The following is a 21,358-nucleotide window of genomic DNA, read 5'->3' as shown; positions in this document are numbered from 1 at the left end:
CTGCGTTGGGAGGAGGTCCGCCGGAGGGCGGTTGCGGACCGGACAGAGGGGGCTTTGCACCCTAAAAGAGCTGGCCACGGCCGGGGCGGATCTCGAATCTTTTCATTCGAGGAACGTGTTTATGGATCTGGCACTTTGGCTGATCGTCGCCTGCGGCGGTTTGGCTGTTGTTTATGGCATCGTCACCACGCAGGGCCTCTTAAAGGCTGACGCTGGTTCTGCCCGTATGCAGGAAATTTCCGCCGCCGTACGCGAAGGCGCTTCGGCCTATCTCAAACGCCAATATACCACCATTGCCATTGTCGGCGTGGTCATCCTCATTGCCGCCTGGTTGTTGCTCGGGCCACATGCAGCAATCGGCTTCCTGATCGGCGCCGTGCTCTCGGGCGCAGCCGGCTTTATCGGCATGAACGTCTCGGTCCGCGCCAATGTGCGCGTTGCCCAGGCGGCCATTTCCTCGCTCGCCAAAGGGCTCGACCTCGCCTTCAAATCCGGCGCCGTCACAGGCATGCTGGTCGCCGGCCTCGGCCTCCTTGGCGTCACCCTTTATTTCATCATCCTTACCGGCATGGGCAATGCGCCGACGAGCCGCGTCGTCATAGATTCGCTCGTGGCTCTCAGCTTCGGCGCCTCGCTGATTTCCATCTTCGCCCGTCTCGGCGGCGGCATCTTTACCAAGGGTGCTGACGTCGGCGGCGATATGGTGGGCAAGGTCGAAGCCGGCATTCCCGAAGACGATCCGCGCAATCCCGCGACTATCGCCGACAATGTGGGCGACAATGTCGGCGATTGCGCCGGCATGGCTGCGGACCTTTTTGAAACCTATGTGGTCACCATTGTCGCCACCATGGTGCTGGCGGCGATCATCCTGCCCGAAGCGCTCAAACTGACTGGCATGGTGCTGCCCCTCGCCATAGGCGGGGCCTGCGTCATCACCTCCATCATCGGCACCTATTTCGTAAAGCTCGGGTCCGACAACAACATCATGGGCGCGCTCTACAAAGGCGTCATCGCCTCGGGCCTTTTGTCCCTGGTCGCTCTCCTGCCAGTCCTCTGGCTGCTTTTTGGCGACATGAACCTTGCGATCGAAACATCAGACAAGGTGTTTACGCCCTGGAGCCTCTTCTGGTGCGGCGTCGTCGGCCTCGTCATTACGGGTCTGATCATCGTCATCACCGAATATTATACCGGCACCAATCGCCGCCCGGTCAATTCCATCGCCGAAGCCTCGGTCACCGGCCACGGCACCAATGTCATCCAGGGCCTTGCGGTGTCGCTCGAATCGACCGCCTTGCCGGCTCTGGTCATCGTTGCCGGCATCATCGTCACCTATTCGCTGGCCGGCCTTTTCGGCATCGCTTTTGCGGTGGCAACCATGCTGGCGCTGGCCGGTATCATCGTGGCGCTCGACGCCTTTGGCCCGGTCACCGACAATGCCGGCGGCATTGCGGAAATGGCCGGTCTCGACAAGGAAGTGCGCCACAATACGGACGCGCTCGACGCGGTGGGCAATACCACCAAGGCCGTCACCAAGGGCTATGCCATCGGTTCGGCCGGCCTCGGAGCGCTCGTGCTCTTTGCCGCCTATACGCAGGACCTGATCTATTTTTCGGCCCTGCCTGATGCGCCCGCCATCTTTGCCGGCATGGGCGCGCTCACCTTCTCGCTGGCCGATCCCTATGTCGTCGTTGGCCTCCTCTTTGGTGGTCTGCTTCCGTTCCTCTTCGGCGGCATGTCCATGACTGCGGTGGGCCGCGCCGCCCAGTCGGTCGTCGTGGAAGTGCGCCGCCAGTTCAAGGAAAAGCCGGGCATCATGGCCGGCACCGACAAGCCCGACTATGGCCGCGCCGTCGACATGCTGACCAAAGCCGCGATCAAGGAAATGATTGTTCCTTCCTTGCTGCCAGTCCTCAGCCCGATCCTCGTCTTCGTCCTCATCAACTGGATCGCCGGCCCCGCCGCCGGTTTCTCCGCCCTCGGCGCCATGCTGATGGGTGTGATCGTGACGGGCCTCTTCGTCGCCATCTCCATGACCGCCGGCGGCGGTGCCTGGGACAACGCGAAAAAGAGTTTTGAGGACGGTTTTACCGACTCCCACGGCGTCAAACATTTTAAGGGTTCAGACGCCCACAAAGCCTCCGTCACCGGCGACACCGTCGGCGACCCCTACAAGGACACGGCCGGCCCGGCCGTCAATCCAATGATCAAGATCACCAATATCGTAGCACTGCTGCTGTTGGCGGTGCTGGCGCATATGGGCTAACCAGACATAGTCTGGACTGAATTTAAGAAGGCCCGGGAGTAATCCCGGGCCTTTTGTATATCGGATTTAACCAAAGTCGCTCGCCCACCCACCAACTGTCATCCCGGCGAAGGCCGGGACCCATCTCGAGGTTTTGGAGATGGGCCCCGGATCAAGTCTGGGGTGACAATCGATGGTGAGAAGACGCTAATGAAAACAGAAATGAAGAAGGCCCGGGAGATATCTCGGGCCTTTGCCATTCGTACAAGTCAGTTTGTCTATTCTGATGTCCCTATTATTCCCACTATTCACAAAGTTCACAGTGGATATCCCCGCTAAAATTTGCCGGTTCTTGTGCTGCGAGGAGAATCAGGGGACGAATGAAAAGGGCGACGGATTGCCGTCCGTCGCCCTAGTACGAAACCCGCCAGAACGGGAGTTCGAGTACACCTGAACGTCTCCCTTTTGCGTTCAGTCGTCAACCGTCTGGCTCTTATATTGGAGCTATTATGTCTGACTTCCAAGTGACGTGCATAATCCCCGATGGTCAGGATCGTGATCGTCGGATCGATAGCATTGGTGGAACCGCCGGGGGCGGCTGGAAATTGAAGCTGGACGATGCGATTCATCACATCGAGAGTGGCACCCACCAATTCTGGACTGTCGCCAAAAGCGAGTCAGTTTGGATTATCGTGGCCGTCCGTAACGGTAAGAAATACCTGAAAACTACTGCGGATGGATTGGAGCCTAACAATCTTCTGGCTCTTCCAAGCTGCACCTAGACCATTCTAGCTGGGCCTCGGCCCAGCTACTTATCCCCGCCCCCTCCATCCCGTTGTAAGATCCAAAAATTCCCCGCACGGGACGGAGTCGAGACGGACGGCTGCGGGGATGCTGAGCGCACGGGACCGTTCCCGTGTGGGTTCGGGGGCTGGCCGCATGCGACGAGCGATCCAGTGCCGCTAAAAGTCCTGTCCAAAAAATCAGCGCCCGAGGCGGTTTCGTCTCACTAATTAAAATACTCAGGGGCGAAAGCGCCTCGGGGTCCGTTCCACCTGCAAAAACCTGACGCGGTAACGCGGGCAGGGCAGGGGTGTTTGCTATTGGCGGCTACGCTGGCCCGCAGTGCCGCGCATACGGCTCAGGAGGCTTTGGCGAGGGCAATCTCGGCGTCGAGCAGATCGGCCAGCGCCGTGTCTGAAATGGGAGGAGAGAACAAAAAGCCCTGGACCTCGGAAACGCCCTGGGCGCGCACCAGCGAGAGCTGCTCTTCGGTTTCGACCCCCTCCACGGTGGTGGACATGCCGAGCGACTGTCCGAGCCCAATCACGGCGCGGATAATCGCCTGGCTATCGGCCCGGCTCGCCAGATCGCGAATGAAGGAGCGGTCGATCTTGATCTTGTCGAAGGGAAAACTGCGCAGATAGGAAAGCGAGGAATAGCCGGTACCGAAATCGTCCATGGAAATGCGCACGCCCATGGCGCGCAGTTCGTGGAGCGCCTTGAGGGTCGATTCGCTTTCGGCCAGCAGCAGGCTTTCGGTGATTTCGAGTTCGAGCCGGCTCGGATCGAGCCGCGCATTGCTGAGTGCCCGGCGCACCTGGGCGACAAGGTCGCGCTGGCGGAATTGCACCGGCGAAAGATTGACGGCGATGCGCACGGTTTTGGGCCAGTTCGCCGCCGTGGCGCAGGCCTCGTTGAGCACCCATTGGCCGATGGCAGAGATCAGCCCGGTATCCTCGGCCACGGGCACGAATTCGGCCGGTGATACGGTGCGGCCCTCAAAATCCCAGCGCAGCAGGGCTTCGACGCAGGTCACCCGGTTTTCCGCCAGGCCAAGCAGGGGCTGGTACATCAGGCGGAATTCGTTGCGGTTCAGCGCCAGGCGCAGGCCCGCCTCGATCAGGCGCCGGTGCTGCAGTTCGGCATCCATGCCGGTTTCGAAAAAATGGTAGGTCGAGCGGCCTTCGCTTTTGGCCTTATAGAGCGCCAGGTCGGCATTCTTGACCAGTGTATCGGTGGTCAGGCCATCGCCGGGTCCGACAGCGATGCCGACGCTGGCGCCGATTTCGATCTGCTGACCTCTAATGTTCATGGGTGCGCCCATGGCCTTGATGATGCGGTCGGCAATGCGGGCGGCGGCATCGGCGCTCTCGATCGGGCGCAGCAGCAGCGCGAATTCGTCGCCGCCAAGCCGGGCGAGCAGATCGCTTTCCCGCGTCGTGCCCCAAAGGCGCACGGCGGCCTGTTTGATAACCTCGTCGCCCACGGCATGGCCGAGCGTGTCGTTGACGGCCTTGAAATGGTCGAGGTCGATATAGAGTACGGCGGCCATTTCACCGCGCTTCAAACCGGCCTCGGTGCGCGCCATTTCCTCGAGGAATTCGGCGCGGTTGGGCAGGTCGGTCAGCGCATCGTGGCGGGCAAGATGGTGGATACGCGCCTCGTTCTGCCGCTGCTCGGTAATGTCCTCATGCGTCGATACCCAGCCGCCATCCTTCATCGGATGGTGCTGCATCAGGATGATGCGGCCATTGAGCTCGTGGATGTTCTTGCCATATTCGCGCTTGGCAATGACGTCGCGGCGCCAGAGAATATAGTCTTCGCGCGCGCCGCCGGCGCTCATGCCCTCGTCGAACAGATGCCCCAGAATGTCTTCGAGCTGCGCGCCGGGCCGTACGAAATTTTCGGGCAGATTATAGATGCGCGCATAGGGCTCGTTGCAGATGACGAGACGCCCCTTGGCGTCCATCATGCAAAGGCCGATGGAAATGTTATTCACGGCCGCATCAAGCCGGATATTCTGGCGCTCCAGCTCGAGCTTGCGCTTCTGCACCGTCTCGGACATCTGGATTTCGTCGGTGACGTCTTCATGCGTCACCACCCAGCCGAGTTTTTCCGAGTAGACATGGGCGGTTTCGACGATGCGGCCGCCATAGACCACTTCCTGGCTCTTGGTGCGCATGCCGCCGCGATTGGAAAGCAGGTCGCTCGTATAGGCCTCGTAGAAGGCATCGGGGCTCTGGCCGGGGTGATTGCCAAGCTTGTGGGAGAGGTGAACCACCTCCTCGAGCGTCATGCCCTTCTTTATTGCGTCTTCGGAAAAGCCATAGAACTCGCGATAGTTCTTGTTCCACATGACCAGCCGGAATTGCGGCGACCAGACACAAAAACCATAGGGGATGTTTTCCAGCGCCGCATCGAGCAGCAGCGCATCAGCGACGTCGGTCGTGCCAGCGTCCAAATCCCCCATCATCCCCTCAGTGTCATTGCCTTCATGACGCTTTGGTGAAGCTAAAGGCATGGGCTTAACGCAGGCTTAAATCGATGACGCGAATGAATTCGGGCCCAGGATCGCCAGAATGGGCTGGAGCGGGGGATTGGCAAGGAGGTCGGCAACCTGCCGCGCGCCGGCTTCGGGGCTAAGCCGCCCCATGTCGAGGCGCAGATCATAGGTCTTGCCGCGATGCACCGCGTCCTGCCAGCGCAGCACCGGCGGTGGTGCCGTCTCTCCGGTGGCGTAAAAGCCGCCCTGTGGGTCGGCATTGCGGCGGTGCATGATCTCATCGAGGTCGCAGTCCACGCCGACGAACAAGGGCTTCAATGGGCCAAGAATGGCCGCCGCCCGTTCGAGAACGCCCAGAGGAACAGAATAGTCCGCGTGCAGGCCGAGATCGGCCACGACGTCGAAACCGGCTTCGGCCTGAAGGCGGATGGTTGCGAATAGGAGATCATAGAGCGCTGCAACGGCCGGTTCCAGATCGGGCCGCTCGCCGCCGGGGCGAAGGCCGATGCCTGGCATAAGCTTGGGTGGCAAGGTCGCCATAAAACTATCGACACCGGTATTGAGCCAGGTGCCGGGCACGCTTTCCTGAATGGCTCGGGCAAGACTGGATTTGCCCGAGCGCGGCGCGCCATTGAGAATGACGACGCGCCCAATGCGCGGTGCGTCGTCAGGAGCCATCAGCCGTTCGCCTTCTTGTTGCGAGCAGCCCAGGTTTTGAGGCGTAGGCCGTTGAGGCGGATAAAGCCCTCGGCGTCCTTGTGGTCATAGGCCACGGCGCCTTCTTCGAAAGTGACGAGGTCCATCGAATAGAGCGAATTGGCCGAAGACCGGGCGATGACTGATGCCGAGCCCTTGTAGAGTTTGACGGTGACTTCGCCGGAGACATATTCCTGGCTCTTGTCGATCAGCGCCTGCAGCATTTCGCGTTCGGGCGAGAACCAGAAGCCGTTGTAGATCAGCTCGGCATACTTTGGCATCAGCTCATCCTTGAGGTGAGCTTCGCCGCGGTCAAGGGTGATCGATTCGATGCCCCGGTGGGCGACGAGGAGGATAGAGCCGCCGGGCGTTTCGTAGAGGCCGCGCGATTTCATGCCGACGAAGCGGTTTTCAACGAGATCGAGACGGCCGACGCCGTGCTTGCCGCCGAGCTCGTTGAGCTTGGTGAGAAGCGCTGCTGGGCTAAGCTTGACCCCGTTGATCGAAACCGGGTCGCCCTTTTCGTAGCCGATGGTGATGATTTCGGGCTCGTTTGGGGCCTTTTCGGGGTCCACGGTGCGCTGGGCGACATAGTCGGGAGCCGGCACGGCGGGATCTTCCAGGACCATGCCTTCGGACGAGGTGTGGAGGAGGTTGGCGTCAACCGAAAACGGCGCTTCACCCCGCTTGTCCTTGGCGATCGGAATCTGGTTACGCTCGGCATATTCGAGGAGCTGGGTGCGGCTGCGGAGATCCCACTCGCGCCAGGGGGCGATGACCTTGATGGAAGGGTCGAGCGCATTGGCGGTCAATTCGAAGCGGACCTGGTCATTGCCCTTGCCGGTGGCGCCATGGGAAATGGCGTCGGCGCCGGTTTCCTGGGCGATTTCGACGAGGCGCTTGGCGATCAGCGGGCGGGCGATCGAGGTGCCGAGCAGGTACTGGCCTTCATAGACGGTATTGGCGCGGAACATGGGGAAGACGAAGTCACGCACGAATTCTTCGCGCAGGTCCTCGATGCGGATGTCTTTGATGCCGAACATCTCGGCCTTTTTGCGCGCCGGCTCAAGCTCTTCGCCCTGACCGAGGTCGGCGGTGAAGGTCACCACCTCGCAATTATAGGTCTCTTGCAGCCATTTGAGGATGATGGAGGTGTCGAGCCCGCCCGAATAGGCCAGCACGACCTTCTTGATTTCATTCGCCATGATGTCGTCCCAAGATTTTATGCTGACAGGATAGGCTGGAATGAGCGCAATGATCTTGCGATCATCGCACATATTTGTCATTTTATGGCAGATTGTGCCAATTTCTCTGCGCAGGGTCGCCAAAAATGCCAGAAATGTTCGACGCTATCGACCGCCGCATTTTGAGAGCATTGCAGCGCAATGGCCGCATGTCCAATGTGGAATTGGCCAATGAAGTTGGGCTCTCTCCGTCGCCATGTTTGCGCCGGGTGAAACTGCTCGAAGAAAATGGCGTCATCGATCAATATGTCGCGGTGCTCAACGGCCAGAAACTGGGCCTGGGATTGACGGTTTTTGCCCGTATATGGTTCAAGACCCAAGATGCTGAGACAACGAACCAGTTCGCCGAAACAGTGCAAAAATACCCCGAAGTGGCGGAGTGCTATCTGACCACGGGCGAATGCGATGCGATCATGCGCATCGTGACCACCGACCTCCACGCCTATTGGCGCTTTCAATCGGACCATCTCATGCGTATTCCCAGCGTGCAGAGCGTCAAGACCGATGTGCCGATGGAGACGATCAAGCGCAGTTTTGAGTTGCCACTGGGCTGAAGTCTGTTCAGTGCACGCGCATAGTGCCATACCGGTTCAACGCTCCGCCGTTTCAAGGCCAAACACTCAATGTCCGCCTTCATCCCTGATCTGCCCATCATCCTGGCCTTCGCGCTGGCGACCATTATCCTGGCCATCACGCCGGGACCCGATATGGCGCTGCAACTGAGCCGCGCCATCAACTATGGCCGCGCTCATGGCGTCGCGGCCATGTTCGGAGCAATGGCGGGCATTCTGGTGCATACGACGCTCGTGGCTTTTGGGATTTCGGTGCTGATCATTGCGGCTCCGCCGCTCTTTTGGGCCCTCAAGATCGTCGGGGCGCTTTATCTCCTGTGGCTCGCCTATCAGGCCATCGTGCATGGTGGCGGCCTTCGGATCGCCGAGGCGGCGAAGAAGCCACCGACCGTGCGACAGAGTTTTATGACCGGGCTCGGCATCAACCTGCTCAATCCCAAGGTTGTTTTGTTCTTCGTGACCTTCCTTCCCCAATTCGTCGATGCGCACGATCCGGGCGCGACCTCAAAACTCTTCTTTCTGGGCTTCGAATTCGTGCTGCTGTCGATTCCCCTCGGGCTCGTCACCGTGCTCGCGGCCGATTGGCTGGCCGCCGCATTCAAGCGCAGCAAATGGGTCGAGCGCATCCTCAATTGGAGCTTTGCAGCGATCTTCACCGCCTTCGCTGCCACCATCCTCACGGCACAGGCGCGGCACTGATGAACTATCGTCACGTCTTTCACGCCGGCAATTTTGCCGATGTGGTCAAGCACACCATTCTTATGCGCCTTCTGGCTTACCTGATGCGAAAGGATGCGCCGTTTCGGGTCATCGACACGCATGCCGGCGTCGGGCTTTATGATCTCAAGGGCGCCGCGGCGGAAAAGACCGGCGAGTGGGTGGAGGGCATCGGCCGTCTGGTCGAGCGCGATTTGCCCAAGTCCGCACAGGCTCTCCTCGCGCCGTACCTCGACGCTGTCTGGGCGCAGAATCCCGATGGCGAGCTGCGTTTCTATCCCGGCTCGCCGCTGATCACGCGCCAAATGCTGCGGCAGCAGGATCGCCTGATGGCGCTCGAACTGCACCCGGTCGACGTTGAGGCCCTGCGCGAAAACTTTGCCGGCGATTTTCAGGTCCGCGTTACTCATGTCGATGGTTGGCAAGCTCTCGGCACGCATTTGCCGCCTAAGGAAAAGCGCGGCCTCGTGCTTATCGATCCGCCCTTCGAAGAGCGGAACGAATTCGAGCGCATGGCGCAGAACCTGATCAAAGCTCATAAGCGTTGGCCTACTGGGCTCTATGCCCTGTGGTATCCTATCAAGGATGCGGAGGACGTGGATAAGTTCGTCGCCATGCTGCAGGCATCAGGTATTCCCAAAATCCTGAAGCTTGAGCTGACCATCCGTCAGCCTTCGGAGCCGCCGCGTCTGCATGGCACCGGCATGATCGTCATCAATCCGCCCTTCGTCCTCGAAGAGGAGATGCGGGTCCTGATGCCCGTGCTCGCCGAGGTGTTAGGCGACGAGGGTAGGGGGCGTTGGACGATTGATTGGGTGGCGGGGGAGTAGCCGTCCCTTCGGTCACGCTTGTTGTTCGAAAAGCCGTAACAGATAGCCGTCCGGGTCCTGAACGCAAAATTGGCGTTGGGTGATCGCGTCAGAAGCAGTGCCGTAGGTTTTCGTCTCGACCGGAACGAACAGAGGAAGAGACACGGTCGCAAGGCGATCGAGGACCGCGTCCAAACCTTCAACCGCAATCTGGAAATTCACACCACGTCCAAGTGGCGCAACGAGCGGAGCCGTCACCCAGTCCCGCCCCATCCCGATCTGGTCCAGCATCAGTTCGGCTTGCCCGAGGTGAAGATAGGCAAAGCCCTCTTCGGGGCGGTCATAAAGGACGGAAAACCCGATGATGTCGCAATAGAAGCGGCGACTTGCGGCAATATTGGAAACGGCAAGTTCGGGAACCAGCGGCTGCATCACACACCCGCCAGCGCGTCGCGGTCCTTCTTGCTTAGCCGTTCGCTTTCGCTCTTGAGCTGGCCGCACGCTGCAAAAATGTCGCGGCCGCGGGGGGTGCGGACGGGGCTGGCGTAGCCGGCGCGGTTGACGATGTCGGCGAAGCGCTCGATGCGGCTTGAGGGCGAAGTGCCGTAGTTTGAGCCCGGCCAGGGGTTGAAGGGGATCAGGTTGATCTTGGCCGGAATGCCGGCGAGGAGGCGCACCAGTTCCTTGGCTTCGGCGTCGCTGTCGTTAATGCCGTCGAGCATCACGTATTCGAAGGTGATGCGGCGCGAGTTGGAGAGGCCGGGATAATTGCGGCAGGCTTCGAGCAGGTCTTTCAGCGGCCACTTCTTGTTGATCGGCACCAGCACGTCGCGCAGATCGTCGCGCACGGCGTGGAGGGAAATGGCCAGCATAACGTCGATCTCGCGGCCGGTCGGCTCGATATAGGGCACGACGCCGGAGGTTGAGAGCGTGATGCGGCGCTTGGAGATCGACATGCCGTCGCCGGCCGAGGCAATCAGCAGGGCGCTTTTGACATTGTCGTAATTGTAGAGCGGCTCGCCCATACCCATCATCACGATATTGGTGATGGCGCGGCTTTCGCCACCGGGCACGAGGCCGCCATCGTCGGGGCGCGAACCGCCGGGAAAATCGCCGAGGCGTTCGCGGGCCATGAGGATCTGGCCCAGAATTTCACCCGCCGTCAGGTTGCGCACCAGCTTTTGCGTGCCCGTATGGCAGAACGAGCACGTCAGCGTGCAGCCCACTTGGGAAGAGACACAAAGTGTTCCGCGATCGGATTCGGGGATGTAGACGGTTTCGACCTCGACGGCCGGAAAGTTCGGGTTTTGCGGATCGCGGAAGCGGAACAGCCACTTTCGCGTGCCATCGACCGAAACCTGCTCGGTGACGATTTCCGGGCGATCGAGAATAAATGTATCGGCCAGTTTTTGGCGCACTGGCTTTGCCACATTGGTCATGCGGTCGAAATCGGTGACCCCGTTCACATAGAGCCAGTTCCAGAGCTGGCTCGAGCGCATGCGGCCTTCCTTTTCGCCCACCACGTCATGGGTGACGAGCGCTTCGGCGAGTTGCGCCTTGGAGAGGCCGATCAGCGACGGCCTTGCCGCCGCTTGCGGGCGGATGGCGGTCGAATGGTCGAGGTTCAGCGCAATGCTCATGGCGGCTCTAAAACGGAACGGTAATGCGGGAAGTCCGCGGCCAATAGCATATGGGCACTGAAAACACAAAGTCACGCCCGCGGGAGGCGGGTCTGCGATTGGCGCAGGACGCGGTGCCCAGCACTTTGCCCTACCCGCGTCGCCGCGTCAGGTTTTTTGCAAGTGGAACGGACCCCGAGGCGCTTTCGCCCCTGAGATTTTAGTTAAGTGAGACGAAACCGCCTCGGGGCCCGCCATGTGAGCATAGCTCACATGGCCTTCTCTCTTAAAATCGCTCCACTGGAGCGATTTTGCCTGCGGCACAGTTCGAAGTTTTTTGGACAGGACTTATAGCGCCACTTGATCGCTCGTCGCGTGGGACCAGCCCCCGAACCCACACGGGAACGGTCCCGTGCGCTCAGCATCCCCGCAGCCGTCCGTCTCGACTCCGTCCCGTGCGGGGAGTTTTTGAATTCTATAACGGGGTGGAGGGGGCGGGGATAAGTTGGATAAGTGCGTCTGCGGGTCGCTAGCCGATCAGCACTCGGCGCCGATGGCCTGCTGCGCGGCGGTGGCGCCTGAAAGCGAATAGTTCTGGATCACCTGGGTGCCGGCGGCATTGGTGCCCTGGACGGTCAGCGCAGAGCCGGCGCGGATGGCGGCCGCGAGGGCGGCGGACTGTCCGGAATCGTCAAGCCAGGCCGCGTCGCCCTGGGTAAAGAGCGCAAAATTCTGGCCGCCGACGCTGACGGTGGCGACCGAACCGGTCTGGAACGTGTAGCCGGCCACGATATTGATCTCACCCACCACGTCCTCGCCGGGGCGATTGGTGATGTAGAGATAGGCTTGGCTCTCGGCGGCGGGGTCAGAGCTCTTGGGCTTGGTCATGGCAAAGCAGATGGTGCCTGAGCCATCGTCGGCGGCATAGCTCGACCAGTCCCTGAAATCCCCCAGCACGCGCGCCGACTGCGCCAGCGCCGGCAACGCGGTGGCAAGAACAATGGCCAGGGCGAGAGCGGACTTGTTTCCAAGGGTCATGGACGGGAGGCTCACAGCATTGAAACGGGCAGCGGGCCGAAGCCCGGCGCCCTTTATGGTCTAAAGGAAAGAGCGGGCAAAGCCCAAATCACTTGCAGGCGGCGTCGATGGCGTTCATCGCGGCGGTGGCGCCCGAGAGCGAATAGGTATCGGTGGTCACGGTGCCGCGCTGCGACGTCCCCTGGATCAGCAATTGGCTGCCGGCCTTGAAGGCGGAAACAAAGCCCGCTTCATCGCCGGTCGAGGCGAGCCAGGCGGCCGAGCCTTCGGTAACCATGGGATAGGACTTTCCATCGACCGAGGCGCTGGCATTGGCGGCGGTGGCGTTGAACGGATAGCCGATCAGGGTCTGCACCTCGTTCTTGGTGCCGAGGCCCTTGCGATGGATGATCATGAAGTGGATCGGGTCGCGATTGGCGCCCGCGGGCTCCGACTTCGTCGGGGTGGCCGAAATGTAGCAGATCTGGCCGCTGGCATCGGTTGCCTGCCAGGCGCTCCAGGCGTTGAACGAGCCCAGTTCCGTGGCTTGCTGCGCCTGGGCGGCCGCTGCAAAAGTCACCAGGGCAGTTACCGCGAGTCCAAAAACGAGCCCACCGGTCTTTGTCTTCATTGCCAATTTTTCCTCTTTTCGCTGCCAGTTCGCGGGGGATGCGTCCGCCCAGCATGCCGCAAACATGGTTACCAAGCTGTCAAGCGGGGCATTCATGCACCGCTTTTGCCTCAAATGCTCGGCAAAGGCGGCGGCAATTTGGCAGGTGTGCGGCACACGACCCGCTTTGAACCCGAACGGTTAAATTGAGGCTAACGCTTGCGTGAGGAGACACATATCACGCGGCGAGCGGATACGTTTCTTCCACCACATAGGGACCGCCCCCCACCGAATCCCGGCTCGAAAAGAGCGCGAAGCGCGGCACGGAGAAGCTCAGGGGTTCAAAGCGCCCGGCTTCGGCGATAAAGCGGGCCACATCTTCGGGGGCGGTGCCGCGCAAGCGGGCGAGGCTGACATGGGGCACGAATTTGCGCCCATCGGGCGGCAGCCCGGCGCGTTGCAGCATGCGCTCATGGGCCGATTGTAGGCGATTGAGCGCTTCGCTCGGCTCGACGCCGGCATAAAGGGCGCGGGGCTTGTCGCCACCAAAGGTGCCGAGATGGGTCAGCCGGATCGGAAAGCGCAGGCTTTGGCTGAGGTAGTCGAGATTGTCCACGACGTCATTGGCGGTCGGATTATCGACATCGCCAATGAATCTGAGGGTAATGTGATAATTTTCGGGATCGATCCAGCGCGCACCACTGAGGCCACCGCGCTTCAAGGACAGGGCAAAACCCACGTCCGAAGGGATTTCGAGGCCGGTAAAAAGCCGGGGCATGGCAGTTCTCCCAGGCAGGAGCGACGCAATCTCTGAACGGAAGAGTAGCACAATCGAGTCATCTGGCCAGTCACAGATGTCGCAGCGTGCCGTTTCGCCTTGTAAATCAACGGTTGCGAATCCATATTTGCACTCAAGTGGCAAAAGCCAATTGCCCCCGGCGGTGATATCGACCGCGATTTTCCAAGGGAAAGGGAATTAGAATGGCTGAATATGACCGTCAGACCCTCGGTGCGCGGGCCGGCTCGGCCGCGGCCATCGATGAGGGCCTTCGCAGCTATATGCTGCGCGTCTACAATTATATGGGCCTCGGCCTCGTCGTCACCGGCGTCGTGGCTTACTTCACCAGCCAATGGGCCATGTCGAGCCAGGCCAATGCCGAGCTGCTCTATGGCAGCCCGCTCGCCTGGGTGATCATGCTCTCTCCGCTGGCTTTCGTGCTGGTGCTCAGCTTTGGCATCAACAAGCTGTCGGTGACCGCGGCGCAGGGCGTCTTCTGGGCCTTCGCGGCCGTCATGGGCCTGTCGCTGTCCTCGATCTTCCTCGTCTATACCGGCGCTTCGATCGCAAAAGTGTTCTTCATCACCGCCGCTACCTTTGGCGCGATGAGCCTTTATGGCTACACCACCAAGCGTGACCTGACCGGCATGGGCAACTTCCTGATGATGGGCCTGATCGGCATCATCATCGCCTCGATCGTGAATATCTTCATGCAGTCCTCGATGATGGATTTCATCATCTCGGTCGTCGGCGTGCTGATCTTTACGGGCCTGACCGCCTATGACACGCAGAAGATCAAGGAAAGCTATTCGGACGCCTATGGCGCCGACGTGATGGCCAAGAACGCCATCATGGGTGCCCTCTCGCTCTACCTCGACTTCATCAACCTCTTCATGATGCTCCTCCGCCTCTTCGGCAATCGCGAGTAATCAGCAGCTTCCTTGATCGCAGAATCAAGGAATTTGGTTGGACTGATATTTGGACCGCAGCTTACAAAGGCTGCGGTCCTTTTGTTTTGTAAGCCGCCATGTCCGATTTTTCCCTTCGCCCGTTTGCCTGGTCCGATATTCCAGCGATCACCAGAATCTATCGCCATTATGTCGAGCACACCGCCATCACCTTCGATACCGAAGCGCCGGGCGAAGAGGGCATCGCGGAGAAATATGCGGGGCTTTTAAAACTCGGCCACCCGGTGATCATTGCCGAACGAGAGGGCAAAGTGCTGGGCTATGCCTATGCGAGCTTTTACCGCCCCCGCGCGGCCTATCGCTTCACCTGCGAAGATTCCATCTATCTCGACCCCACCGAGACCGGGAAGGGGCTCGGGAAGGCGCTGCTGACCGAATTGCTGGCGGAGGCCAAGGCGCACGGCTTTAAACAGATGCTGGCGGTGATCACGGCGGACACGGCCAATTCCATCGCCATCCATGAAAAGTTCGGTTTCGAGCACGTGGGCTATTATAAGTCCGTGGGCCTCAAATTCGACCGCTGGCACGATATCGTGCATTTGCAGAAGGCGCTGTGAGGCGGCGGTTTCAGCCTGCCAGCACCTTTCTCATCGGATAGCCGTTGACCTTACGCCCGGCCGCTTGCGGGCCATCGGCAAGCCAGCCGGTACGTTCGTAGAACCGGCGGGCCGTCGCGGTCGCTTCGAGCCGTCCTTCGGCAAAGCCAAGAGCGGCCAGTTCGGCCTCAAGCCGGGCCAGCAGCGCCTTGCTGAGCCCAAGAAACCGCATGTCCGGCGCTACATAGTTGAGCGCGATTTCGCCGGTTCGCGTCAGCGCGCCCACGGCGCCGATCGCGCCCGCATCTTCGGCGACGAACATCAGCAGACCGGGATTGGCCAGCATGACGGCCAGGCCATCGGGTGATTTGTTGCGCGTCCATGCAGCGATCGTGGCGGGATCATCGCCATGGTCGGCAGCGCAGAGTTCGATGATGGAGGCGATGAGTATGCGGCTCATGGCGGGAATGTCGCCCGGCTCCGCCCGCCGAACCGAGATGCTCATCCCACTACGGCAAGATCGGGATCGAGCACGCGCAGGACCTGGGAGAGGTCGTGGCCGCGCTTCAAAATGCGGCCCTGCTGGTTGGTGATCAGGTATTGGCCCTGCCTGGCGCGTAGTTTTGGATTTTTCTCGACGACGAAAAGCGGGCGTTCGGAAACCCGGGCATAGATTGAAAACAGCGCCCGGTCTTTCAGAAAATCCATGGCGTAGTCGCGCCATTCGCCCTGCCCGACCTTGCGGCCATAGACGGAGAGAATCAGCATCAGTTCGCGGCGGTCGAAAGCAACGATGGGCTGAACGGGGCGGGCCGGCTGGTTTTGCGGTTCGCCCACATGCACCAGCGAAAGATTGGCCAGAGACTCATTTGGCTGACGACCCTGCACGCGTTTCTCCAGGGAGATTCATGTCATCGGACAGTCATGATCGGCATATTCCGATGGCTTGGCAAGAAAAGAAAAAATCCCAATTCGGCCACGATTCGTCCCTTAAGACGCCCCATTGGACCGGCATCTTCTGACCATTGCCTCCAGCGGCTGGCAATCGGACCGACCGAGCCCCCAACCATGACGTCCGGTTGCCAGTCTCCTTTTCTGACCTCCAAAGTCAGTCACGCCTGCTCCAAGCCCCCGGAGCAGGCGTTTTTCTTTGTCAGGGCTCGTAGGCGCCGGCAGCAAGAATGGCGCCCGGCAGGCCGCCGCGCTCCTGTTGCACGACGATGGCGATGCCCGTATTGGCCGCGCCCAGCACTTCGCCGAGCGGTAATTTAAGCTCGGCGCCGGTCTTGCTCTCCCACATGCCCAATACCTGCCGTCCGGTCACCACCTGGGTATAGACCATGGACTTTCCGGCATTCTCGCCGCTGTCGATCTTGACGTCGGCGCGCTCCATATAGGTCACGAGCCAGACCACGGCGTCGGAAAGATCGGGCTTGGGGGGCAGGGAAATTTTCAGCATGTCGCCATTGAGCGTCAGGTCCATGGCGAGCGGCAGACTGGCGCGGTCGAGGGCCTGTTGCACCTCATTGCGGCGCGAACCGACCACCGCCTTGGCGCCATTGATGACGATTTGCGGGGTATAGATGCGCGAGGACCCCCAGCCCTTGGCATAGGCGCGCTGCCGGTCGGAATAGGCCTCCTGCGCGAAGGTATCCTTCCAACCCACATAGTCCCAATAATCGACGTGAAAGGCGAGGGCGACCACATCGTCACGTTCGGCAAGCGCGGTCAGCAGCGCATCGGCCGGCGGGCAGGACGCACAGCCCTGGCTCGTGAACAATTCCACCACGGCCTTGGGTTTTATGTGCAGGTCTTGCGCCCAAGAGGGGCCGGCAATGACGAAATTGGCTGCAAGGCCGAGGAGCAGGCCGGGGAGAAGTCTGATCATGGAGCAAGGTTGTAGGCTGGCCTTATACCCCCTGCCTAGTCAAAAGAGGGTGAGAATTCGCCTTTGGGCCCTTCGTTCAGCAGAAACGAAAACGGCGGCCAGTCGCCGCCGTCTCTAGATTCATCCCTAGCGCGCCTATGCGGCGACGAGGCTGCGCAGCACGTAGTGCAGGATGCCGCCGTTTTTAAAATAGTCGAGTTCGTTGGCGGTATCGATGCGGCAGCGGGTTTCGATATTGAGCACCGAGCCATCGGCGCGGGTGATTTTTACGGTGACCGTGGCGCGCGGTTCGATCTGTTCAACGCCTGATATATCGACGGTTTCGGTGCCATCAAGGCCGAGGGTCTGCCAGCTTTCGTCGTCCTTGAACTGCAGCGGAATGACGCCCATGCCGACGAGGTTGGAGCGGTGAATACGCTCAAAACTCTGGGCGATGACGGCTTTCACGCCGAGCAAGTTCGTGCCCTTGGCGGCCCAGTCGCGTGAGGAGCCGGTGCCATATTCCTTGCCGGCAAAGATCACCAGCGGGGTGTTTTGCGCCTGATAGGCCATGGCGGCATCGTAGATCGCCATCTGCGAGCCGTCGGGACCCTTGGTAAAACCGCCTTCGACGCCGTCGAGCATCATGTTCTTGATGCGGATATTGGCGAAGGTGCCGCGCATCATCACTTCATGATTGCCGCGGCGGGCGCCGTAGGAGTTGAAGTCCTTCGGGGCGACTTGATGATCCATCAGATATTTGCCGGCGGGCGTGCCGGACTTGAACGAACCGGCCGGAGAAATGTGGTCGGTGGTGATGGAGTCAAGGAAAAGCGCCAGGACGCGGGCCGAAACGACGTCGGTGACCGGCTTGGGTTCGATTGTGAGGTCTTCGAAATAGGGCGGGTTTTGCACATAGGTGGACGTGCCGTTCCAGCCATAAGTCTCGCCGCCTTCGACCGATATCGCCTGCCAGTGGTCGTCGCCCTTGAACACGTCGGAATAGCGCTTGCGGAACATGTCGGCATTGACGTGCTGGCGCACGATCTCGGCGATCTCGTGATTGGTCGGCCAGATGTCCTTCAAATAGACCGGTTTTCCGTCCGTGCTGGTGCCGAGTGGCTCGGTGGTGATGTCCACGTTGAGCGTCCCGAGAAGCGCATAGGCGACGACCAGCGGCGGGGAGGCGAGGTAGTTTGCCCGCACGTCGGGGTTCACGCGGCCTTCAAAGTTGCGATTGCCCGAGAGGACTGAGGCGGCAACGAGTTTGTTCTCGTTGATGGTGTCGGAAATCGCCTGGGGCAGGGGACCGGAATTGCCGATGCAGGTGGTGCAGCCATAGCCGACAAGGTTAAAGCCGATGGCGTCGAGATCGGCCTGGAGGCCAGCGGCGGTGAGATAATCGGTGACCACCTGCGAGCCGGGGGCCAGCGAGGTTTTGACCCAGGGCTTTGAGTTGAGGCCAAGTGCGCGCGCCTTGCGGGCAACGAGACCGGCGGCCACCAGAACCGAGGGATTGGAGGTATTGGTGCACGAAGTAATGGCGGCAATCACCACCGAGCCGTCGGTGATGCGATAATCCGCACCCTTGACCGGGAAGGCGGCTTCTTCGGGGATGTCATGAACGCCATTGGCGCCTTCATCGACATAGCGGCTTTCCTGCTTGTCCTCGGGAAGGCGCGTGCGCTCGATGCGTCCGCCGGAGAGTTCGGGCAGCGCAGCGTCAAAGGAGCGGGTGACGTCCTTGAGCGCAACGCGATCCTGCGGGCGTTTTGGACCCGACAAAGAGGGAACCACCGTCGAGAGGTCGAGTTCGAGCGTGGACGTAAAAGTGGGGTCCGGCGTGTCCGTGGTGCGGAACATGCCCTGGGCCTTGGAATAGGCTTCGACCAGCGCCACGCGATCGGGGTCGCGGCCGGTGGTCGAGAGGAATTTGAGGGTATCGGCGTCGACCGGGAAATAGCCGCAGGTGGCGCCATATTCGGGTGCCATATTGGCGATGGTCGCCTGATCTTCGAGGCTGAGATAGTCGAGGCCGGGCCCAAAAAATTCGACGAACTTTCCGACCACGCCCTGTCTCCGCAGCATTTCGGTGACCGTCAGCACGAGATCGGTGGCGGTAATGCCTTCGTTGATTTTCCCAACCAGCTTGAAGCCGACGACTTCGGGGATCAGCATGGTGATCGGCTGGCCGAGCATGGCCGCTTCTGCTTCGATGCCGCCGACGCCCCAGCCGAGCACGGCGAGGCCGTTGACCATGGTGGTGTGCGAGTCGGTACCGACCAGCGTATCGGGATAGGCGATGGTTTCGCCATCCTCGGTCTTGGTCCAGACGGTCTGGGCCAGATATTCAAGGTTCACCTGGTGACAGATACCCGTACCGGGCGGCACAACGCGAAAGTTGTCGAAGGCGGACTGGCCCCAGCGCAGGAATTCGTAGCGCTCGCCATTGCGCTCATATTCAAGCTCGACATTCTGTGCGAAGGCGAGGGGGGTGCCGAAGGAGTCCACCATCACCGAGTGATCGATAACGAGATCGACGGGCACCAGCGGGTTGATCTTTTGTGGATTGGCGCCGAGTTTGGCGGTGGCATCGCGCATGGCGGCGAGATCGACGACGGCGGGAACGCCGGTGAAATCCTGCATCAGGACGCGGGCCGGGCGATAAGAGATTTCGTGTTCCGAGGTGCGCGTCGTGAGCCATTCGGCGACCGCCAGAATATCGGCTTTGGTGACCGTGCGATCATCTTCGAAGCGCAGCAGGTTTTCGAGCACGACCTTCATCGAGCCGGGCAGTTTCGACACACCCGCCAGGCCGTTCTTTTCCGCTTCGGCGATGGAATAATAGGTGTAGGTCTTGCCGCCGACCGTCAGGGTCGACTTGGATTTGAAGCTATCTCGTGAGGCCACTTTGCTCCGCCCTTTGCTGCTACACGCTGCATACCGGAGTGCAATGGGGGCCGCCGGTTTTAGCCGCGTTTCCTGGAATGACTCTAATCTCAATGGGATATAGTCAATCAGAAAAGCGCTTGCCAGTCTTGTGGTTGCTTCAATACGAGATGGGGCCATGACTGAACGGCACGTCCATTCTTCGCTCTGCCTCAAGACTTTCGCGCTGGGCGTCGGTCGGGGCGAGACCGTGCTGGCCAGCGATATTGCCCTTTGTGTCCCCGCGGGTGGCGGACTGATGCTGCGCGGCCCCAATGGCGTCGGCAAATCGACTCTCCTTCTCACCCTTGCGGGGCTTCTCACCCCGCTTCAGGGCTCGGTTGCGCTTGAGGGGCATGACGCGGATTTTGGGCCGGCCTATCATTATTGTGGGCATCGCAACGCCATCCGGCCCCGGCTGACGGCGGTCGAAACGCTCGACTTCTGGCGCGGGATCAATGGGAATCCCGCATTGTCAGCCACAGAAGCACTTGAGCGGGTTGGGCTTGCCCGTCAGGCAAAACTCGATGCCGCCTATCTATCGGCCGGTCAGCAGCGGCGATTGGCGCTGGCGCGCCTTCTTGTTTCGGCCAGGCCGGTCTGGCTGCTTGATGAACCGACATCCGCGCTCGATGCGGATGGTCAACAGCTCCTCGCCGGCCTGATCGGCGACCATCTTGCCCAAGGGGGTATTGCCGTTATCGCCAGCCACGATGCCATTGCGCTTGAAGGCCTTGCCGTCTTTGCGCTGGAGCGCCGCGCATGAGCGGCTTTATCTCCGTGCTCACCCGCGAAATTCGCCTGAGCCTGCGCGGTGGTGGCGAGGTTCTCACCCTTGTTCTGTTCTTTGTCATCGTCGGCGCGATCGTGCCGTTTGCGGTGGGGCCGGACAAGGTGCTGCTGGCCCGCATCGCGCCCGGCATTGTCTGGATCGCGGCTTTCCTCGCCATGTTGCTGGGCCTTGAAAAGCTTTTTGGTCCGGACCGGGCCGACGGCACGCTGGCGCTCTATCGTCTGGCCGATCTGCCGCTTTCGGCCGTGGTTGGCGCAAAAGTGATTGCCCATTGGCTGACCTCGGCTCTGCCGCTGATCCTTGCGTCACCCGTGCTGGCTTTGCTGCTTGCCATGGATGGCGAAACCTTTTGGCGCATGGTGCTGTCTCTATTGCTCGGCACGCCGGCCCTTGCCGGGTTTGGGGCGATTGGCGCGGCGATAACCGTGGCGACGCGGCGCGGCGGGCTTTTGGCGCCCATCCTGATTGCGCCGCTCTCCGTGCCAGTCCTGATCTTCGGGGTTGGCGCCATTTCCGCCAGCGGTGGACCCGATCAGGCACAGGCCGCGGCGCTGCTCCTTGCGGCACTCAGTCTCATGGTCGTGGTGCTGTCTCCCTTCGCGGCGGCGCTTGCGGTAGACTGGGGGGAAGACTAAGCGTTTCTGGCAAAAATGATTGCCATTTTTGCCAGAAAGCG

Annotated in this window: 21 protein-coding genes; 9 read left to right on the top strand and 12 right to left on the bottom strand. The window is 60.7% G+C overall.

What is annotated here, in order from left to right:
• The first annotated feature begins 121 nt into the window (after nt 1–121).
• Together ASD83_RS18825 and ASD83_RS18820 are read left to right on the top strand one after the other, a co-directional pair.
• A complete protein-coding gene (locus ASD83_RS18825) occupies nt 122–2,263 on the top strand; it encodes a sodium-translocating pyrophosphatase (protein ID WP_056313843.1) in 2,142 nt (713 codons plus the stop codon).
• Between the two features lie 488 nt (nt 2,264–2,751).
• A complete protein-coding gene (locus tag ASD83_RS18820) occupies nt 2,752–3,024 on the top strand; it encodes a DUF3892 domain-containing protein (protein ID WP_056313841.1) in 273 nt (90 codons plus the stop codon).
• A 359-nt stretch (nt 3,025–3,383) separates the two neighbouring features.
• On the opposite strand, the gene ASD83_RS18815 is transcribed toward ASD83_RS18820, so the two are convergent.
• The 3 genes from ASD83_RS18815 to ASD83_RS18805 all read right to left on the bottom strand — a co-directional run bounded on the left by ASD83_RS18815 (nt 3,384) and on the right by ASD83_RS18805 (nt 7,429).
• Nucleotides 3,384–5,495 carry an EAL domain-containing protein gene (locus ASD83_RS18815; RefSeq protein ID WP_162249195.1) on the bottom strand — a complete coding sequence of 704 codons (2,112 nt, stop codon included), beginning with the start codon at nt 5,493–5,495 and terminating at the stop codon, nt 3,384–3,386.
• A 66-nt stretch (nt 5,496–5,561) separates the two neighbouring features.
• Entirely contained in the window at nt 5,562–6,206 is a 645-nt protein-coding gene (locus tag ASD83_RS18810; RefSeq protein WP_082561347.1) for a chloramphenicol phosphotransferase CPT family protein, read from the bottom strand.
• The gene (locus ASD83_RS18805) at nt 6,206–7,429 is read right to left on the bottom strand and encodes an argininosuccinate synthase (protein ID WP_056314066.1); all 1,224 of its coding nucleotides are present in this window, start codon (nt 7,427–7,429) and stop codon (nt 6,206–6,208) included. The genes ASD83_RS18810 and ASD83_RS18805 overlap by 1 nt, the downstream gene beginning before the upstream one ends.
• A gap of 125 nt (nt 7,430–7,554) precedes the next feature.
• Here ASD83_RS18805 and ASD83_RS18800 point away from each other — a divergent pair, with 125 nt between their 5' ends.
• The 3 genes from ASD83_RS18800 (at nt 7,555) to ASD83_RS18790 (ending at nt 9,587) form a co-directional block, all read left to right on the top strand.
• A complete protein-coding gene (locus ASD83_RS18800; RefSeq protein ID WP_056313837.1) occupies nt 7,555–8,022 on the top strand; it encodes an Lrp/AsnC family transcriptional regulator in 468 nt (155 codons plus the stop codon).
• 69 nt (nt 8,023–8,091) lie between these two features.
• On the top strand, nt 8,092–8,739 hold the full coding sequence (locus ASD83_RS18795) for a LysE family translocator (RefSeq protein ID WP_056313835.1): 648 nt from the start codon (nt 8,092–8,094) through the stop codon (nt 8,737–8,739).
• Complete coding sequence (locus ASD83_RS18790) at nt 8,739–9,587, top strand: 23S rRNA (adenine(2030)-N(6))-methyltransferase RlmJ (protein ID WP_056313833.1); 849 nt, start codon at nt 8,739–8,741, stop codon at nt 9,585–9,587. The genes ASD83_RS18795 and ASD83_RS18790 overlap by 1 nt, the downstream gene beginning before the upstream one ends.
• A 12-nt stretch (nt 9,588–9,599) precedes the next feature.
• Here the strand turns inward: ASD83_RS18790 and ASD83_RS18785 are convergent, their stop codons facing one another.
• From ASD83_RS18785 to thpR, 5 genes are all read right to left on the bottom strand, one after another.
• Nucleotides 9,600–9,998, bottom strand: a complete 399-nt coding sequence (locus ASD83_RS18785; RefSeq protein ID WP_056313830.1) for a bleomycin resistance protein — start codon at nt 9,996–9,998, stop codon at nt 9,600–9,602.
• On the bottom strand, nt 9,998–11,206 hold the full coding sequence (rlmN, locus tag ASD83_RS18780; protein WP_156386050.1) for a 23S rRNA (adenine(2503)-C(2))-methyltransferase RlmN: 1,209 nt from the start codon (nt 11,204–11,206) through the stop codon (nt 9,998–10,000). Before rlmN ends, ASD83_RS18785 begins: the two co-directional genes overlap by 1 nt.
• Nucleotides 11,207–11,722: 516 nt before the next feature.
• Nucleotides 11,723–12,223: an invasion associated locus B family protein gene (locus ASD83_RS18775; RefSeq protein ID WP_056313828.1), complete on the bottom strand. Its 501-nt coding sequence runs from the start codon at nt 12,221–12,223 to the stop codon at nt 11,723–11,725.
• A gap of 88 nt (nt 12,224–12,311) precedes the next feature.
• Nucleotides 12,312–12,833, bottom strand: coding sequence for an invasion associated locus B family protein (locus ASD83_RS18770; protein ID WP_056313826.1), 522 nt, complete (start codon nt 12,831–12,833; stop codon nt 12,312–12,314).
• Between the two features lie 217 nt (nt 12,834–13,050).
• Nucleotides 13,051–13,590, bottom strand: coding sequence for an RNA 2',3'-cyclic phosphodiesterase (gene thpR, locus ASD83_RS18765; protein ID WP_056313825.1), 540 nt, complete (start codon nt 13,588–13,590; stop codon nt 13,051–13,053).
• Between the two features lie 203 nt (nt 13,591–13,793).
• Between thpR and ASD83_RS18760 the strand changes: the two genes are divergently transcribed.
• Nucleotides 13,794–14,519 carry a Bax inhibitor-1/YccA family protein gene (locus tag ASD83_RS18760; RefSeq protein ID WP_056313822.1) on the top strand — a complete coding sequence of 242 codons (726 nt, stop codon included), beginning with the start codon at nt 13,794–13,796 and terminating at the stop codon, nt 14,517–14,519.
• A 98-nt stretch (nt 14,520–14,617) separates the two neighbouring features.
• Nucleotides 14,618–15,115 (top strand): GNAT family N-acetyltransferase, encoded by a 498-nt coding sequence (locus ASD83_RS18755; protein ID WP_056313821.1) that lies wholly within the window; start codon nt 14,618–14,620, stop codon nt 15,113–15,115.
• Between the two features lie 10 nt (nt 15,116–15,125).
• On the opposite strand, the gene ASD83_RS18750 is transcribed toward ASD83_RS18755, so the two are convergent.
• The 4 genes from ASD83_RS18750 to acnA all read right to left on the bottom strand — a co-directional run bounded on the left by ASD83_RS18750 (nt 15,126) and on the right by acnA (nt 19,871).
• Complete coding sequence (locus tag ASD83_RS18750; protein WP_056313819.1) at nt 15,126–15,599, bottom strand: GNAT family N-acetyltransferase; 474 nt, start codon at nt 15,597–15,599, stop codon at nt 15,126–15,128.
• On the bottom strand, nt 15,596–15,982 hold the full coding sequence (locus tag ASD83_RS18745) for a DUF2794 domain-containing protein (protein ID WP_156386049.1): 387 nt from the start codon (nt 15,980–15,982) through the stop codon (nt 15,596–15,598). The genes ASD83_RS18750 and ASD83_RS18745 overlap by 4 nt, the downstream gene beginning before the upstream one ends.
• A 265-nt stretch (nt 15,983–16,247) precedes the next feature.
• The gene (locus ASD83_RS18740; RefSeq protein WP_056313815.1) at nt 16,248–16,982 is read right to left on the bottom strand and encodes a DUF1223 domain-containing protein; all 735 of its coding nucleotides are present in this window, start codon (nt 16,980–16,982) and stop codon (nt 16,248–16,250) included.
• Nucleotides 16,983–17,117: 135 nt separating this feature from the next.
• Nucleotides 17,118–19,871, bottom strand: a complete 2,754-nt coding sequence (gene acnA / locus ASD83_RS18735; protein WP_056313813.1) for an aconitate hydratase AcnA — start codon at nt 19,869–19,871, stop codon at nt 17,118–17,120.
• A 157-nt stretch (nt 19,872–20,028) separates the two neighbouring features.
• Here acnA and ccmA point away from each other — a divergent pair, with 157 nt between their 5' ends.
• Both ccmA and ccmB read left to right on the top strand, forming a co-directional pair.
• Entirely contained in the window at nt 20,029–20,655 is a 627-nt protein-coding gene (ccmA, locus tag ASD83_RS18730; RefSeq protein ID WP_056313811.1) for a heme ABC exporter ATP-binding protein CcmA, read from the top strand.
• On the top strand, nt 20,652–21,317 hold the full coding sequence (gene ccmB / locus ASD83_RS18725; RefSeq protein ID WP_056313809.1) for a heme exporter protein CcmB: 666 nt from the start codon (nt 20,652–20,654) through the stop codon (nt 21,315–21,317). The genes ccmA and ccmB overlap by 4 nt, the downstream gene beginning before the upstream one ends.
• Nucleotides 21,318–21,358: the final 41 nt, after the last annotated feature.

Source organism: Devosia sp. Root685, from assembly GCF_001427875.1.
In the GTDB taxonomy this organism is placed as follows: domain Bacteria; phylum Pseudomonadota; class Alphaproteobacteria; order Rhizobiales; family Devosiaceae; genus Devosia.
Note: the sequence above shows the minus strand (reverse complement) of the source record. Positions and strands in the feature narration are given on the sequence as shown.